We start from the raw sequence: 13358 nt of genomic DNA, 5'->3' as shown, positions 1-13358 counted from the left end.
TTTTTATTTTTATCAAAACTTAAAAATGCAAGAACTGTCCCTGTCTTCAAAACTGAAGTACATTTTCTCTATTCCCGTTATTATTTCTGCCTTAGGCTATTTTGTAGATATTTATGACCTTCTTTTATTCGGTATTGTTAGAATTCCAAGTTTAAAAGCTTTAGGGCTTAATCCGGATGCGGACGGAACCTTTATACTGAACTGCCAGATGGTAGGACTTCTTATTGGAGGAGTATTCTGGGGTATTTTCGGAGACAAAAAGGGAAGGCTTTCTGTACTGTTTGGATCTATTCTGGTCTATTCATTAGCCAATATCGCCTGTGGTTTTCTTCCTTATTTTCCCAAAGAGCATTTGGTGTACCAATATGCCGGTTTAAGGTTCATAGCAGGTATTGGGCTTGCCGGAGAGCTCGGAGCAGGAATTACACTGGTTTCTGAGAGTCTGCCGAAGAATTTAAGAGCAATCGGAACCTCAGTGGTTGCTGGTTTTGGATTAATGGGTGCTGTAGTAGCTCAGCTTACCGTAGAACTGGCCGGAGGATGGAATATTTCTTACATTATCGGTGGCATCATGGGAATTATGTTATTGATACTGAGAATAAGCGTATCGGAATCCGGAATTTATAAGAATCTTGAGCATAAAAACATCTCAAAAGGAAACTTTCTCTCCTTTTTTACCAATAAAGACCGATTGATAAGGTATTTAAAGTGTATTGCCGTAGGATTGCCTACATGGTATTGCATAGGGATTCTGGCCGTTTTAGCCAATCAGTTTGCTCCTGAATTAGGTATTACAGAGATCAATCCCGGAAAAGCAATTATGTGGGCTTACGTGGGGATTTCTGTCGGTGATCTGTTGAGTGGTTTTATTTCCCATGCTTTAAAATCCCGTAAAATGGCCATCTTTTATATGCTGATCTTTACCCTGATCGGGGTGGCAATCATGTTATTTGGTAATACGAATACAGAAACAAAATATTATCTGTTTTGTGTATGGCTTGGTTTCGGAACAGGATACTGGGCAATGTTTGTGACATTGGCCGCAGAGCAGTTCGGAACGAATATCAGAAATACTGCCACTACAACCGTTCCTAATATGGTAAGAGGGTTGGTGCCAGTAATGATATTTGCTTTTGATTCCCTTAAAGGACATTTCCCTGTTGTGGAAAGTGCTACCATAGTAGGAGTAGTGGTATTCGGGCTTGCATTTTATTCTTCACTTACCATTTCTGAGACCCACGACAGAGACCTTGAATTTACAGAATAATTTAACTTGTTTAATAAATAAGATGCTGATAATCCTTATTTTGAATATAATAATGAAGTTATAATCAATAAATTATTAAATTTTATTCTGGTTTTTGTTGCAAGTGTTTAATATTTGTTTAACTTTGGAAAGTAACTAAAACTATATTTTTAATCAAAACTAAACCACATGAACATTATGAAAAACGCTAAAAAATTAAGAAAGCAAGATCTGAAAAACATCGCTGGAGGAATAAGTGGAAACCCTGATTTATCTCTTTGCGGATGCAGCTGCTCAGGAGCAGTAACAGGACCATGGTATTGCGTACAGTATATAGGTTGTCCACAGGTGTATACTTGTGGTGATGCCGCAATCTAAAGAAAATTATTTCAATACGAAATAAACATTTCCACATTTAATATGCAGAACCCTTTTGATTCCAAAAGGGTTCTGCTCTTTTTACTGGATAATGTAAAGAAGACTACCGATGCTTATCGTTATCCATAGGATAATTGCCATAACCAAAGGTTTTAATCCAATGGATTTCAGCGTTTGAATAGAAAGGGTAGAACCAATCAAAAATAAAGTCAGATTCAGACCGGATTTTGCCAGAACAGTGATTGAAGAACTCAAGCGGTCAAGAAACGGAAAATAAGTATTCAAAAGAATGGCCACAATAAAATAACCGATAAACCATGGAATTTTTATTTTTGAATCTTTACTTTTAAAAATGAACATGGTGATCAATGAAACAGGAATAATCCATAAAGCACGCGCCAGTTTTACGGTAGTGGCTATTTTCAAAGCTTCGTCACCATATTTACTGGCAGCACCCACCACAGAACTTGTATCGTGAATTCCTACGGCACACCAGAGCCCAAACTGCTCCTGTGAAAGATTCAGAAGATGTCCTATGGCAGGATAAACAAACAGAGCAATAGAATTTAAGGTGAAAACGATAGCGAGTGCAAGGGAAATCTGCTTTGTGCTGGGTTTAATAATAGGAGATACTGCAGCAATAGCGCTCCCTCCACAAATAGCTGTTCCCGCAGAGAGAAGATAGGATAAAGGTCTTTCCAGTTTAAATATTTTCCCCAGAAAATATCCCAGAACCATTACTGTAAAAATACTTACAACTGTTAACATCAAACCGGTTTTTCCTGCATGAAGGGCTTCATCCAGTTTCATCCCGAATCCCAGACCTACAATTGAAATCTGCAACAGTAAATGAATATAGTGATGAAGATGTTTCTCGAAAGGATTTCCGATAAAAACGACCAGGCCAAAACCTAAAACAAGAGCTATTGGTGAAGATATAAATGGGGTAAGACATAAAACAGCCAAAACAATAAAAAATACTTTTCGGGTCATTTCATTCTGGATGAAATTTTTCATAATGCGAACTTTTAAAATCTGCACCAAAATTCCGGAAAATAGTATTACAAAGTAAATTGTATTTTGTTATATCGGATAACTAAAAGTTATAATTGATAAAAGATAAAAGATAAAAGATAAAAGATAAAAGATAAAAGATATTGTCATTAAATTTTATTATTTGCCTGACTATATCAATAGGGGTGGGCTTTAGCCCAGCCAGATAAATTTTAAAAATTCGATTGGCTTTAGCCAAAACTTAAAAGCTTTGTATATTTTTAATAACAATGCTAAAAGTAATAGGATTTTTCTATAAGTAATAGATTTACATCATAAGAGATTATTCGGCAAACCTCAAAAAAAGCTTAATCAGCTCAGACTGATCTCCTCTAGGCAGGATAAAATGAAAATCTCTTTCAATACTGAAATTTTTAATATCAATCACGGTCAGTATATTGTTTTTAAGTTCATTCAAAATAGTACTGATGGAAAGAAATGCCATGCATTCCGAGTGAAGAAGGTAATTTTTAATGCTTTCGCTGCTCCCCAGCTGCATGACGGTATTCAATTCATGGATATTAATTTCCTTTTCTTTCAGCCTGTTTTGGATAAACTCCAGCGTTCCGGAGCCCTGCTCTCTGAAGATCAGATCCAGTTGATACAGATCTTTTAAATTTAAAGTTTTATGAGCAAGAGGATGATCTGATTTTGCAGTCAGAACAATTTCATCGGGTTTAAAAGTTTTATATTCAAAATAAGAAGACTGCGATTCCCCTTCAATGATACCCAGATCAATTTTTTCTTCCTTCAAAAGGGTTGAGATCGTTTCTGTATTTCCTGTAAGAAGTTCAATCTTAATATCTTTATAATAAGAATTGAATTTAGCCAAAATTTCAGGTAAAATATACTGTGCAACCGTTGTGCTTGCGCCGATAATCAGTTTTCCTTTATGCTGCTGACTGATCTGACTGATCTCAAACTCCATGTCACGGTAGATATTTCTGATCTTCTCTGCGTGTTCAAACAAAATTTTTCCACTCTGAGTCAATTGGATAGAAGTTCCTTTACGGTCAAATAGCTTAGCGCCTACCTGAGTTTCGATTTCTTTAATGTGTTTAGTAACAGCAGGTTGTGAAATGTGAAGCTCTTCTGAAGCTTTAGTGAAACTTAATCGGGTAGCTACCGTATGGAAAACTTTTAATCTGTAATCGAACATGGGGCAAAATTACGAATTAAAGTTGGAAATGGTGAAGTGGTTTGAGAGTTTGAGAGTGGGAGGGTTTGAGGGTTTGGGGGTGATGAGATGCGTGTTGTGAGTTTCGGGGTTTTGGAGTCTGAGAGATTTGGGTTATGTGATTTGGCGTTTTGTGTTTCAGGGTGTTATAAGTTTAGAACTAAGAACCAATAAAAACCGGCATCCCGTAACCAGTAACAAAATAAACCAATAACTGTGATCTCGCAGCTCGCAACCCGCACCACGAATCCCGCAACTCCTTATAAAAAATCTGAAACAGACTTATCCTGCTGGCTTTCAAATCTTCTGTTTTTTGCTTCTCCGATCTTTTGCTTTGTATAAATACTGTTATGTCCTGAGAGAAGATAAGAAACAACACAGGCAATTGCTACATACACACCAGATTCAGCTCCGAATAATTCAATTCCCATCAGCATACAGGCCAAAGGAGTGTTGGTTGCTCCGGCAAATACCGCTACAAATCCCATTCCTGCCAATAATCCGAAAGGCAGAGGAATAAACAGAGACAAAGCACTGCCCAATGTAGCTCCGATAAAGAATAAAGGAGTAACTTCTCCACCCTTGAATCCAGCTGAAAGCGTTATAATGGTAAAGATCATTTTTAATGCAAAATCATATAGAGGAAGTTGCTTTTCAAAAGATTCTACAATCACAGGAACTCCTAATCCGATATATCGGGTAGTACCTATTGCAAAAACAGCAAGTGCTATAATAATTCCACCTACAACTGGACGAAGCGGAGGATATTTAATTTTCGATTTGAAAACAGAGCCCATCCAATGAATGATTTTACTGAAAGCAGCAGCACAGATTCCAAAAGCTATTCCGGCCAGAATACTGTATAAAATTGGTAAAAACTCAAGTTTAGGGATAAAATCAATGTGATAATGGGTATGCTTTACTTTCCAGAGATTGGTAGCCCAGTCTGCAAGAATTGCAGAAGCAAATGCAGGAAAGATGGCATTATAACGGATTCTTCCAATCAGAAAAACTTCAAGACCAAAAACCGCTCCTGCAAGTGGAGTTCCGAAAACAGAGCCAAATCCGGCCGCAATAGCTGCAATAATTAATATTTTTCTTTCATTTCTGTCTAACTTAAAAGGTCTGGTAAGCTGATCCGCGATAGCACCTGCCATTTGAAGTGCTGTTCCTTCACGACCTGCTGAACCTCCGAAAAAATGAGTGACAATCGTTCCGAGATAAACAAAAGGCGCCATTTTAAACGGAATAATTCCCTTCGGTTCATGGATGGTATCAATGAGCAGATTGTTTCCAGCCTCAACATCTTTCCCGAAATAATAATAGAGAAGTCCAATCAGGAATCCCGCTGCTGGCAGCAAAGCAATCAGCCACAGATGATTTTCCCTGAAGTTCGTTGCCCATTCTAAGGATTGAAGAAAACCTGCAGAAGCTGTTCCCACTAAAGCTCCAATAATTGTACTGATGCACAGCCATTTTAAAATATAAGGCAGAGCCGGAAACTTTCTGAAGAAAAAATGAGTGTGAAAAACTGCTTTTTTACCTAATGTTCTTTGGTTTTTTGACATGATAATCCTGATTAGTTATTTGTTAATAATCTTTTAATCAGGCGTCATCAGCTTTTGTAAAGCGGTTGGGTAAGGAAGAACACCATTTCCTTTTGTTTATGCAAATATAAAAAGAAGAATCTGTTTTTCAAAAAGAAATTCTTTGTTGCAAGTTGTGTAGGTTGCTGGTTATTTTGTTCATAGTTACAGATTACCAACAATCATAAACTCTAAACCTCGTAATCCCGCATCTCGAAACTCGCCCTTACAAAAACGGTTTCATCTCATCCTCAATTTGCGTTCTCAGTTCCATCAGGCGTTTAGCATATATTTCCTGCTGTTTTTCTTCCTCTGTTTCCGGTATCCATTTCGGGACAGGCAGTTTTTTTCCATTCTCGTCTACGGCAACAAAAACAATGATACAATGTGTTTTTTTCTCAAAGTTAGGCTGCTTCAGGTTTCTTGAAAAGACATTAATGGCAATATGCATGCTTGAAGTTCCTGTATAAATTACCTGGGCATCAACTTTTACCACTTCACCGATTTTAATAGGATCATAAAAACGGATTCCGCCCACATACACGGTGACAGAATAATTCCCACTCCAGGTTGTCGCACATGCATAGCCGGCCTGGTCAATCCATTTCATAACACTTCCTCCATGTACATTTCCTCCGTAATTAACATCTGAAGGCTCCGAAATAAACTGAAAAGTAATAGGCTTGTTCTGCATCTTTATAAAATTTGAATAAAGTTATTTAATAATTTCCAAAGTTTTAGATTAAATCCTACTTTTGAAAGACGAAACTTTCAATGAAAGGGAATTTTAACCAATAAAAGATTTAGAAACAGTAATGAAGAAAGTATTTTATCTCAACACATGTGATACCTGCAGAAAAATTTTAGCCCAATTTGACCTTACAGACTGGGAACTTCGCGAAATAAAGAAAGAGCCGATCACAAAAGAAGAATTGGCGGAAATGCATAAAAAAACAAAATCATACGAAGCTTTATTCAGCAAAAAATCTACTCAGATCAAACTGAGAGGGCTGGATGTGAAATCTCTGACCGAAAAAGATTTTAAAGAATTATTGCTGGATCATTATACGTTCCTGAAAAGACCTGTTTTTATTACAGATAAGGAGATTTTCGTCGGAAATGATAAGAAAAATGTAGAAGAACTGCAGAAATTCTTTGGTGTACATGAATGAAATATCTGATTTCCATATTGCTTTTTCTTGCTGTCAGTGTAAAAGGACAGACGGTTTACAGAACTCCTTCGGGTACAAAGTTTCATACATCATCATGCAGAATGGTGAAAAATGTTTCTTCCAGCCTGTCTGTAAATAAAGCTCTGGAAATTGGACTTCAACCTTGTAAGATCTGCAATCCTGGACAAACATCAGGATATGGAATGGTTTCCAGCCCTAAAAAAGTAAATGGTATCAATAAAGGAAATCAATGCTTGGGAACAACCAAAAAAGGAACCAGATGTAAGCACTATACGAGTATTGGTAATGACTATTGCTTTCAACATGTTCCAAAATAAATTTTATCTATAATTTGTGATTTATTTCAATTGGTTAATTATTAAATACTTAACTTTATAATTACCAAAAAATAAAATCATGACTAAAAACTTTTCAAAAACAAAGAATCTTAACAGATCAGCCTTAAAGGAAATTAACGGTGGATTAATACCACCTCTTGCAAACTGCTTTACTTTATGCGGACCTGCTGGTGGAGTAATTTCGAATACACCCGGAGTAGGTGATGCCTGTTCACCGGATAGAAAAGTTTGCTGTATCTGCTATTAAATTAAAAAGAGTCCATGATTATCACGGACTCTTTTTTGTTCTTATATTTAAAACACTTATACAAAAGGAGCTTTTACCACTTTTGCAGGAATGTTCTTATTTCTTACCTGAATAAAGATCTCAGATCCTAATTTGAAATGTGGTTTATCTACATAAGCAAGACCTAAACCTACTTTCTTCATTGGAGACTGTGTTCCGGAAGTTACTTTTCCAATCACATTTCCTTCAGCATCTACTACAGGATAATCGTGTCTTGGAACTCCTTTGTCTGTCAATTCGAAACCAACTAATTTTCTGCCAACTCCTTCTTCTTTCTGTTTTGCAAAAACATCTTTAGAAACGAAGTCTTTATCAAACTTAGTGATCCATCCTAAACCAGCTTCAATAGGAGAAGTGGTATCATCGATATCATTTCCGTAAAGACAGAATCCTTTTTCCAGTCTTAAAGTATCTCTGGAAGCTAATCCACAAGGAATAATTCCTTCTTCTTTACCTGCTTCCATTACAGCATCCCAAAGTTTTTCAGCACTTTCGTTATTGAAATAAATCTCAAAACCACCGCTTCCTGTGTATCCTGTGTTTGAAATAATCACATTATTTTCTCCAGCAACACTTCCTACTGTGAAATGATAGTAAGGAATTTCTGAAAGGTTTACTTCGGTAAGTTTCTGAAGGATTTCAGTAGCTTTAGGTCCCTGAATTGCTAATAAAGACATTTCATCAGAAGCATTGGTCATTTTAGCCCCGAAAGTATTGTATTTTGAAATATGATTCCAGTCTTTTTCAATATTGGAGGCATTTACTACTACAAAATATTTGTCATCTTCCATTTTGTAAACGATAAGGTCGTCTACAATTCCTCCGTTTTCGTTGGGAAGGCAAGAATACTGAGCTTTTCCGTTTTCAAGTGCATCTACATTATTAGTAGTTACATACTGCAAAAGATCTTTTGAGCCTGGTCCTTCGATGAAAAACTGTCCCATGTGGGAAACATCAAATAATCCTGCTTTTTCTCTTACGGCAAAGTGCTCTTCTGTAACCCCTGAATATTGAACAGGCATTTCAAAACCTGCGAAAGGTACGATCTTAGCTCCCAAAGAAACATGTTTGTCGTACAAGGCTGTTTTCTTCATATTTAATTTTTATTTCTTTATTTTAAAACTGTTAAAAGTCTCATTGAATAGGGTCATATAGTTTCCGTTCCAGAATTTCTGGCCACAGTTGATGGAAACTAAATATAAGTTTTTGTCTTTTTGAAAAGCCTTGGTAATCCAGAACAGCTTCTCTTTTTCATCAAAGTGTTCATACAGATATTCTGTATATCCTTTCTGGCTCTTTTTTTCTTTTACTTTTTTCTCTTCTTCCTGAGATTGATAAAGGGCCAGGATAAATTTTTTCACTTCTTCTTTTGGAAGAGAAAGATCATGATATTCCGAAATCGTAATAGCACCGATCTGGCTGGTAGGGAAAATATTGATGATCTCACTGTCGTTTGTGGATTTCCACCCTTCAGGAACATTGATAGAGTAGTTCGGAGTGTCAAATACACCTGCCTTTTGGGCAAAAAACAGACTTCCTGTCAGAAAAGCAGAAAAAAGCAATATTTTTTTCATCATTAAAAGTGGTGTTTGTATTCTTCGAGGATGATTTTGAACCATTCTGTAAAGTTTTCAGGCTGTTCGGAAATTTCTTTATCCAGATCTTCCATAGAAATGAATCTTACTTCTTCCACTTCCTCTTTATTTAAATTGAAATCTGCTTCATGATTTCCTACAAATACATGATCAAGCTCGTGCTCCCAAAGGCCGCCACCCACATCTGCTTTGTAAATAAAATTGAATTTTTCTGAAAGTTCTGCCTCAATTCCCAGTTCTTCCCTTAATCTGCGCATAGCGCCTTCCTGATAAGTTTCCCCTTCTCGTGGGTGAGAGCAGACCGCATTGGTCCATTGGCTAGGAGAATGATATTTTCCTGAGGCTCTTTTCTGAAGAAGCATTTCTCCTTTACTGTTAAAAAGAAATACAGAAAAAGCACGGTGTAACAGGCCATTGATGTGAGCCTGCTGTTTTTCCATCAGTCCTAAAACTTTATCTTCAGGATTTACTAAAACAACATATTCTTCCATTCCTACAAATGTAAGAGTAATAAATGTATTTTGGAAATTTTTAGATAAACATCATACTTTTTATAATAATGGTAATAAGGTGGGGGAAATAAAGAAAGCTTATGGCAAATTGGTAAATTCAATGAAAGCTTTATTTATACTCAATTTTCCTTACCTCAAAAAAGCGAAAAACTTTAACTATTTGTAATAAAATAGCAAGTAAATTATTGATATTATTCTTTAAATAATTTTTTGCAGTAAAATTTGAAGATAAATCAAAATCGATGATGTGCCATAATTGTAAAAACGCTAACTTTGTTACTTAATATTTAGTGATGGAATTAGAATACATTGAACACATTAGTCCTATTCTAAAGGATGGAATAAAAAATTATTTAATTGATATTGATGGAACGATTACTGATGACGTTCCCAACGAAGAACCAGAAAGAATGGTGACCTGCGAACCTTATCCTGATGCTCTGGAAACAATCAACAGATGGTATGACGAAGGACATCAGATCTGCTTTTTTACTTCAAGAACCGAGAATCTAAAACAAATCACTATCGACTGGCTGGATAAGCATGGCTTCAAATACCATAGCGTGCTTTGCGGAAAACCAAGAGGAGGAAACTATCACTGGATAGACAACCACCTGGTAAGAGCTACAAGATATAAGGGAAGATTTACGGATTTGGTTGAAAAGCAAGTAACCATTGAAGTATTCAAAGAAGACGGCGAATAAAAATATAATTTAAAGATTTAAAAATTAAATGGGAGTCAGTTCCTATAATTTTTAAATCTTTTATTTTTTAATATACTTGATATTTTATGAAAGTTTTAGCAAATGACGGCCTTGATCAATCTGGAATAGATGCATTGACAGAAAAAGGCTTTGAGGTTATCACTACAAAAGTTCCACAGGAATTTTTAGTAGATTATATTAACGAGCACAAAATCCGCACCCTGCTGGTGAGAAGTGCTACACAGGTAAGAAAAGATATTATTGACGGATGCCCATCCATCGACATTATTGGTAGAGGGGGTGTTGGTATGGATAATATTGATGTAGATTATGCAAGAGAAAAAGGAATCCACGTGATCAATACACCTTCTGCATCTTCAGAATCTGTGGCTGAACTTGTTTTTGCTCATTTGTTTTCCGGAGCAAGATTCCTTCAGGATTCCAACAGAAAAATGCCTTTGGTAGGAGATACTGAATTTGGAGGTCTTAAAAAAGCATATGCTGCAGGGATTGAATTAAGAGGAAAAACAATTGGTATTGTTGGAATGGGAAGAATCGGGCAGGAAGTGGCAAGAATTGCTTTAGGACTTGGAATGAGAGTTGTGGCAGCCGATAATAATGTTGGGAAAGCAAGTATTAAGGTCAAATTTTACAACAACCAGTTCATCAATGTTGACATAGAAACAGAACCGTTACAGGAGGTTTTAAAACATTCAGACTTTATTACGCTGCATGTTCCGGCACAGAAAGACGGCTATATGATTGGTCAGAATGAATTCGAAATAATGAAAGACGGTGTGGCTATTGTGAACTGCTCAAGAGGAGGAGTTATTGATGAAGCGGCTTTGATTCAGGCTTTGGATTCAGGTAAAGTAAGATTTGCGGGATTAGATGTTTTCATTAATGAGCCAACACCTTCTAAGGAAATCCTTACTCATTCTAAAATCTCTCTTACCCCTCATACGGGAGCTTCTACTCTTGAAGCACAGGATAGAATCGGGCTTTCTCTTGCAGAGCAGATTTCAAGTATCTTACAGATTCAGTAATCTGAAAACGATATAAAACATAGCAAAAGCACCTCAATGGAGGTGCTTTTTATTATAAAACTGTTGTTTACAGATTAGATATTTTTGTTTTTCAATAAATCTCTGATCTCAGTCAGTAATTTTTGATCTTCTGTAGGTCCTGCAGGAGCAGCTTCCTCTTTTTTGTTCACTTTATTAGCCAGTTTAATGATCCAGAAAAGAACCATCGCAATACAAAGGAAACTGATTACCGCTGAAAGGAAGTTTCCATAGGCAACACCATTCCATGTAAGTTTTGCAATGTTTTCTGCACCGGCTGCTTTCAATGCGGGGTTTAAGATCAGAGGCGTGATGACATCTTCTACTAAAGACGAAACAATTTTACCAAAAGCTGCTCCAATGATCACACCGACAGCTAAATCGAGAACATTGCCTTTAAAAGCAAACTCTTTAAATTCTTTTACAAATCCCATAATTTATATTTTTTTTAATTAGTATATACACAAAAATATAATTTAAAAATGTAAAAAACACTACGTTTTATAGTTTTTTATTCCCAAAATATTGAATTTTGTGCTGGTTTCCTATGATCTGTTTTAATGAATATTTCAGCATTATATCAATACATTATTTCATTAATGATGACTTTTTATTTTTGTTAATGACGTGATATCATAATGAAAAATCTTTTGTAATTTGCTTAAAAGTTTAATTTACCTATGAAAGTTTTTACTGCAGAACAGATACGAAGCTGGGATCAGTTCACGATTTCTCAAGAGCCGGTTTCCTCCATTCAATTGATGGAAAGAGCTTCAATGGCTGTTGTACATTGGATTTCGGAGCATTGTAAAAACCATAAAAAGCTAGCCGTATTTTGCGGTAATGGAAATAATGGAGGAGACGGATTAGCGGTTGCAAGATTACTTTACCTGAAAGGGTTTGATGTGGATGTATTTGTAAGCGATTCTAAAAGAAAATTTTCAGAAGATGCTTCTGTCAACCTGAAAAGACTCCGCGATTTATCCGGAATTTCAGTGAGAAAATTTGATTCTAGTGAACAATACAGTTTTGATGATAAAACGATTATTGTAGATGCACTTTTCGGAACAGGATTATCCGGACAGTTGGAAGGAGAATGTAAAATGCTTGTTGAGCAATTGAATACCAAAAAGAATATTAAAATATCCATTGATATCCCTTCCGGGTTGCCTGCGGATGGAATGTTTGATAATAATTCTGTTATTCTGAATGCTGATTATACGCTGACTTTTCAATGCTGGAAGCGAACTTTCCTTCATCCTGAAACAGGAAAATATACAGGAAAAGTAGTGTTGCTGGATATTGATTTAAGTAAAATATATGCAGATGCTACTGATTCTGATTATTCTGTGATTGATGATCCGCTGGCAGCCTCGATATTCATTCCTAGACAGGAATTTTCTCATAAAGGAAGTTACGGTAAGGCAGTTATCATAGGAGGCAGCTATGGAAAAATAGGAGCAGCAGTTCTGGCAACAAAGTCAGCCTTAAAAACAGGAGCAGGACTGACTTTTACACTGGCACCGGAATATGGATATAATATTTTGCAAACCTCATGTCCTGAAGCAATGTTCATTAAAGGAGGAGATACGTTTATTCTCAATTTTAAGATTGATAAAGATGTTACATGTGGTGCAGGGCCTGGATTGGGAACTCATTCCGGAACAGAGAAAAGCTTTTTGAACTTTCTGAAAAACTATTCAAAGCCATTGATTCTGGATGCAGATGCATTGAATATCATTTCAAAAAATCAGGAAAATTTGAAATTAATCCCTGAAAAATCAATCATCACGCCTCATCCGAAAGAATTTGAAAGACTTTTCGGAAGTACGGAAGATTCTTTCAAAAGGCTTGAACTGGCAAAGGAAAAGGCAAAAAATCTGAATATTTATATTATTCTGAAAGATCATCATACCCAAGTTGTTACTCCACAAGGAAATGTATTTTATAATATAACCGGAAATGCAGGGTTGGCGAAAGGAGGAAGCGGAGATATTCTTACTGGTATTTTAACCTCACTTTTAGCGCAAAAGTATTCTCAGGAGCAAACCTGTATTTTCGGGGTATGGCTGCATGGCAAAGCAGCAGATATAGCTTCAGAAAAACATTCAAAAGAATCTATGCTGCCTACGGATGTCATTGATGCATTTGGGAATGTTTTTGAGGAACTTAACAGGAAGACAGAGAGGAATCTGTAATAAAGTGAATAGACAAAACAGTCCATGA

General features: G+C 36.2%; 16 protein-coding genes and 1 riboswitch. Of the genes, 8 read left to right on the top strand and 8 right to left on the bottom strand.

Annotated elements, in window-relative coordinates:
• Positions 1 to 25 precede the first annotated feature (25 nt).
• A complete protein-coding gene (locus REB14_RS21775) occupies positions 26 to 1267 on the top strand; it encodes an MFS transporter (RefSeq protein ID WP_309523284.1) in 1242 nt (413 codons plus the stop codon).
• 168 nt (positions 1268 to 1435) lie between these two features.
• Entirely contained in the window at positions 1436 to 1624 is a 189-nt protein-coding gene (locus REB14_RS21770) for a hypothetical protein (protein WP_309523283.1), read from the top strand.
• Positions 1625 to 1705: 81 nt separating this feature from the next.
• On the opposite strand, the gene REB14_RS21765 is transcribed toward REB14_RS21770, so the two are convergent.
• From REB14_RS21765 to REB14_RS21750, 4 genes are all read right to left on the bottom strand, one after another.
• The gene (locus REB14_RS21765; RefSeq protein ID WP_309523282.1) at positions 1706 to 2641 is read right to left on the bottom strand and encodes a YeiH family protein; all 936 of its coding nucleotides are present in this window, start codon (positions 2639 to 2641) and stop codon (positions 1706 to 1708) included.
• A 319-nt stretch (positions 2642 to 2960) separates the two neighbouring features.
• Positions 2961 to 3836, bottom strand: coding sequence for a LysR family transcriptional regulator (locus REB14_RS21760; protein ID WP_309523281.1), 876 nt, complete (start codon positions 3834 to 3836; stop codon positions 2961 to 2963).
• Between the two features lie 278 nt (positions 3837 to 4114).
• Positions 4115 to 5422: a voltage-gated chloride channel family protein gene (locus REB14_RS21755; protein WP_309523280.1), complete on the bottom strand. Its 1308-nt coding sequence runs from the start codon at positions 5420 to 5422 to the stop codon at positions 4115 to 4117.
• Between the two features lie 31 nt (positions 5423 to 5453).
• Positions 5454 to 5521: riboswitch (Fluoride riboswitch) on the bottom strand.
• 145 nt (positions 5522 to 5666) lie between these two features.
• Positions 5667 to 6134, bottom strand: a complete 468-nt coding sequence (locus REB14_RS21750) for an acyl-CoA thioesterase (protein WP_047432118.1) — start codon at positions 6132 to 6134, stop codon at positions 5667 to 5669.
• Between the two features lie 121 nt (positions 6135 to 6255).
• Here REB14_RS21750 and REB14_RS21745 point away from each other — a divergent pair, with 121 nt between their 5' ends.
• The 3 genes from REB14_RS21745 (at position 6256) to REB14_RS21735 (ending at position 7218) form a co-directional block, all read left to right on the top strand.
• Positions 6256 to 6612 carry an arsenate reductase family protein gene (locus REB14_RS21745; RefSeq protein WP_079241128.1) on the top strand — a complete coding sequence of 119 codons (357 nt, stop codon included), beginning with the start codon at positions 6256 to 6258 and terminating at the stop codon, positions 6610 to 6612.
• Positions 6609 to 6950 carry a hypothetical protein gene (locus REB14_RS21740; RefSeq protein ID WP_309523279.1) on the top strand — a complete coding sequence of 114 codons (342 nt, stop codon included), beginning with the start codon at positions 6609 to 6611 and terminating at the stop codon, positions 6948 to 6950. The genes REB14_RS21745 and REB14_RS21740 overlap by 4 nt, the downstream gene beginning before the upstream one ends.
• A 79-nt stretch (positions 6951 to 7029) precedes the next feature.
• Positions 7030 to 7218: a hypothetical protein gene (locus tag REB14_RS21735; protein ID WP_079241130.1), complete on the top strand. Its 189-nt coding sequence runs from the start codon at positions 7030 to 7032 to the stop codon at positions 7216 to 7218.
• Positions 7219 to 7274: 56 nt separating this feature from the next.
• On the opposite strand, the gene gcvT is transcribed toward REB14_RS21735, so the two are convergent.
• From gcvT to idi, 3 genes are read right to left on the bottom strand one after another with little or no spacing between them, the layout of a single operon-like run.
• On the bottom strand, positions 7275 to 8351 hold the full coding sequence (gene gcvT / locus REB14_RS21730; RefSeq protein WP_079241131.1) for a glycine cleavage system aminomethyltransferase GcvT: 1077 nt from the start codon (positions 8349 to 8351) through the stop codon (positions 7275 to 7277).
• 9 nt (positions 8352 to 8360) lie between these two features.
• The gene (locus REB14_RS21725; protein ID WP_079241132.1) at positions 8361 to 8834 is read right to left on the bottom strand and encodes a hypothetical protein; all 474 of its coding nucleotides are present in this window, start codon (positions 8832 to 8834) and stop codon (positions 8361 to 8363) included.
• Positions 8834 to 9343: an isopentenyl-diphosphate Delta-isomerase gene (gene idi, locus REB14_RS21720; RefSeq protein WP_079241133.1), complete on the bottom strand. Its 510-nt coding sequence runs from the start codon at positions 9341 to 9343 to the stop codon at positions 8834 to 8836. Before idi ends, REB14_RS21725 begins: the two co-directional genes overlap by 1 nt.
• Positions 9344 to 9657: 314 nt before the next feature.
• Between idi and REB14_RS21715 the strand changes: the two genes are divergently transcribed.
• Both REB14_RS21715 and REB14_RS21710 read left to right on the top strand, forming a co-directional pair.
• Positions 9658 to 10068, top strand: coding sequence for an LNS2 domain-containing protein (locus REB14_RS21715; RefSeq protein WP_002980498.1), 411 nt, complete (start codon positions 9658 to 9660; stop codon positions 10066 to 10068).
• Positions 10069 to 10154: 86 nt separating this feature from the next.
• The gene (locus REB14_RS21710; RefSeq protein ID WP_079241134.1) at positions 10155 to 11114 is read left to right on the top strand and encodes a D-2-hydroxyacid dehydrogenase; all 960 of its coding nucleotides are present in this window, start codon (positions 10155 to 10157) and stop codon (positions 11112 to 11114) included.
• Between the two features lie 74 nt (positions 11115 to 11188).
• Here REB14_RS21710 and mscL read toward each other — a convergent pair whose 3' ends face one another.
• Positions 11189 to 11566: a large conductance mechanosensitive channel protein MscL gene (gene mscL / locus REB14_RS21705; RefSeq protein ID WP_079241135.1), complete on the bottom strand. Its 378-nt coding sequence runs from the start codon at positions 11564 to 11566 to the stop codon at positions 11189 to 11191.
• A gap of 246 nt (positions 11567 to 11812) precedes the next feature.
• Between mscL and REB14_RS21700 the strand changes: the two genes are divergently transcribed.
• Positions 11813 to 13330 (top strand): NAD(P)H-hydrate dehydratase, encoded by a 1518-nt coding sequence (locus REB14_RS21700; protein WP_309523278.1) that lies wholly within the window; start codon positions 11813 to 11815, stop codon positions 13328 to 13330.
• The last annotated feature ends 28 nt before the right edge of the window (positions 13331 to 13358 follow it).

The sequence above is a fragment of the Chryseobacterium metallicongregator genome (assembly GCF_031324065.1).
GTDB lineage: Bacteria > Bacteroidota > Bacteroidia > Flavobacteriales > Weeksellaceae > Chryseobacterium > Chryseobacterium metallicongregator.
This window is presented reverse-complemented; position numbering and strand designations above follow the sequence as displayed.

Coding starts and splice junctions, on each gene's coding strand:
- REB14_RS21775 (WP_309523284.1), top strand. CDS start 26: ATGCAAGAACTGTCCCTGTCTTCAAAACTGAAGTACATTTTCTCTATT.
- REB14_RS21770 (WP_309523283.1), top strand. CDS start 1,436: ATGAACATTATGAAAAACGCTAAAAAATTAAGAAAGCAAGATCTGAAA.
- REB14_RS21765 (WP_309523282.1), bottom strand. CDS start 2,641: ATGAAAAATTTCATCCAGAATGAAATGACCCGAAAAGTATTTTTTATT.
- REB14_RS21760 (WP_309523281.1), bottom strand. CDS start 3,836: ATGTTCGATTACAGATTAAAAGTTTTCCATACGGTAGCTACCCGATTA.
- REB14_RS21755 (WP_309523280.1), bottom strand. CDS start 5,422: ATGTCAAAAAACCAAAGAACATTAGGTAAAAAAGCAGTTTTTCACACT.
- REB14_RS21750 (WP_047432118.1), bottom strand. CDS start 6,134: ATGCAGAACAAGCCTATTACTTTTCAGTTTATTTCGGAGCCTTCAGAT.
- REB14_RS21745 (WP_079241128.1), top strand. CDS start 6,256: ATGAAGAAAGTATTTTATCTCAACACATGTGATACCTGCAGAAAAATT.
- REB14_RS21740 (WP_309523279.1), top strand. CDS start 6,609: ATGAAATATCTGATTTCCATATTGCTTTTTCTTGCTGTCAGTGTAAAA.
- REB14_RS21735 (WP_079241130.1), top strand. CDS start 7,030: ATGACTAAAAACTTTTCAAAAACAAAGAATCTTAACAGATCAGCCTTA.
- gcvT (WP_079241131.1), bottom strand. CDS start 8,351: ATGAAGAAAACAGCCTTGTACGACAAACATGTTTCTTTGGGAGCTAAG.
- REB14_RS21725 (WP_079241132.1), bottom strand. CDS start 8,834: ATGATGAAAAAAATATTGCTTTTTTCTGCTTTTCTGACAGGAAGTCTG.
- idi (WP_079241133.1), bottom strand. CDS start 9,343: ATGGAAGAATATGTTGTTTTAGTAAATCCTGAAGATAAAGTTTTAGGA.
- REB14_RS21715 (WP_002980498.1), top strand. CDS start 9,658: ATGGAATTAGAATACATTGAACACATTAGTCCTATTCTAAAGGATGGA.
- REB14_RS21710 (WP_079241134.1), top strand. CDS start 10,155: ATGAAAGTTTTAGCAAATGACGGCCTTGATCAATCTGGAATAGATGCA.
- mscL (WP_079241135.1), bottom strand. CDS start 11,566: ATGGGATTTGTAAAAGAATTTAAAGAGTTTGCTTTTAAAGGCAATGTT.
- REB14_RS21700 (WP_309523278.1), top strand. CDS start 11,813: ATGAAAGTTTTTACTGCAGAACAGATACGAAGCTGGGATCAGTTCACG.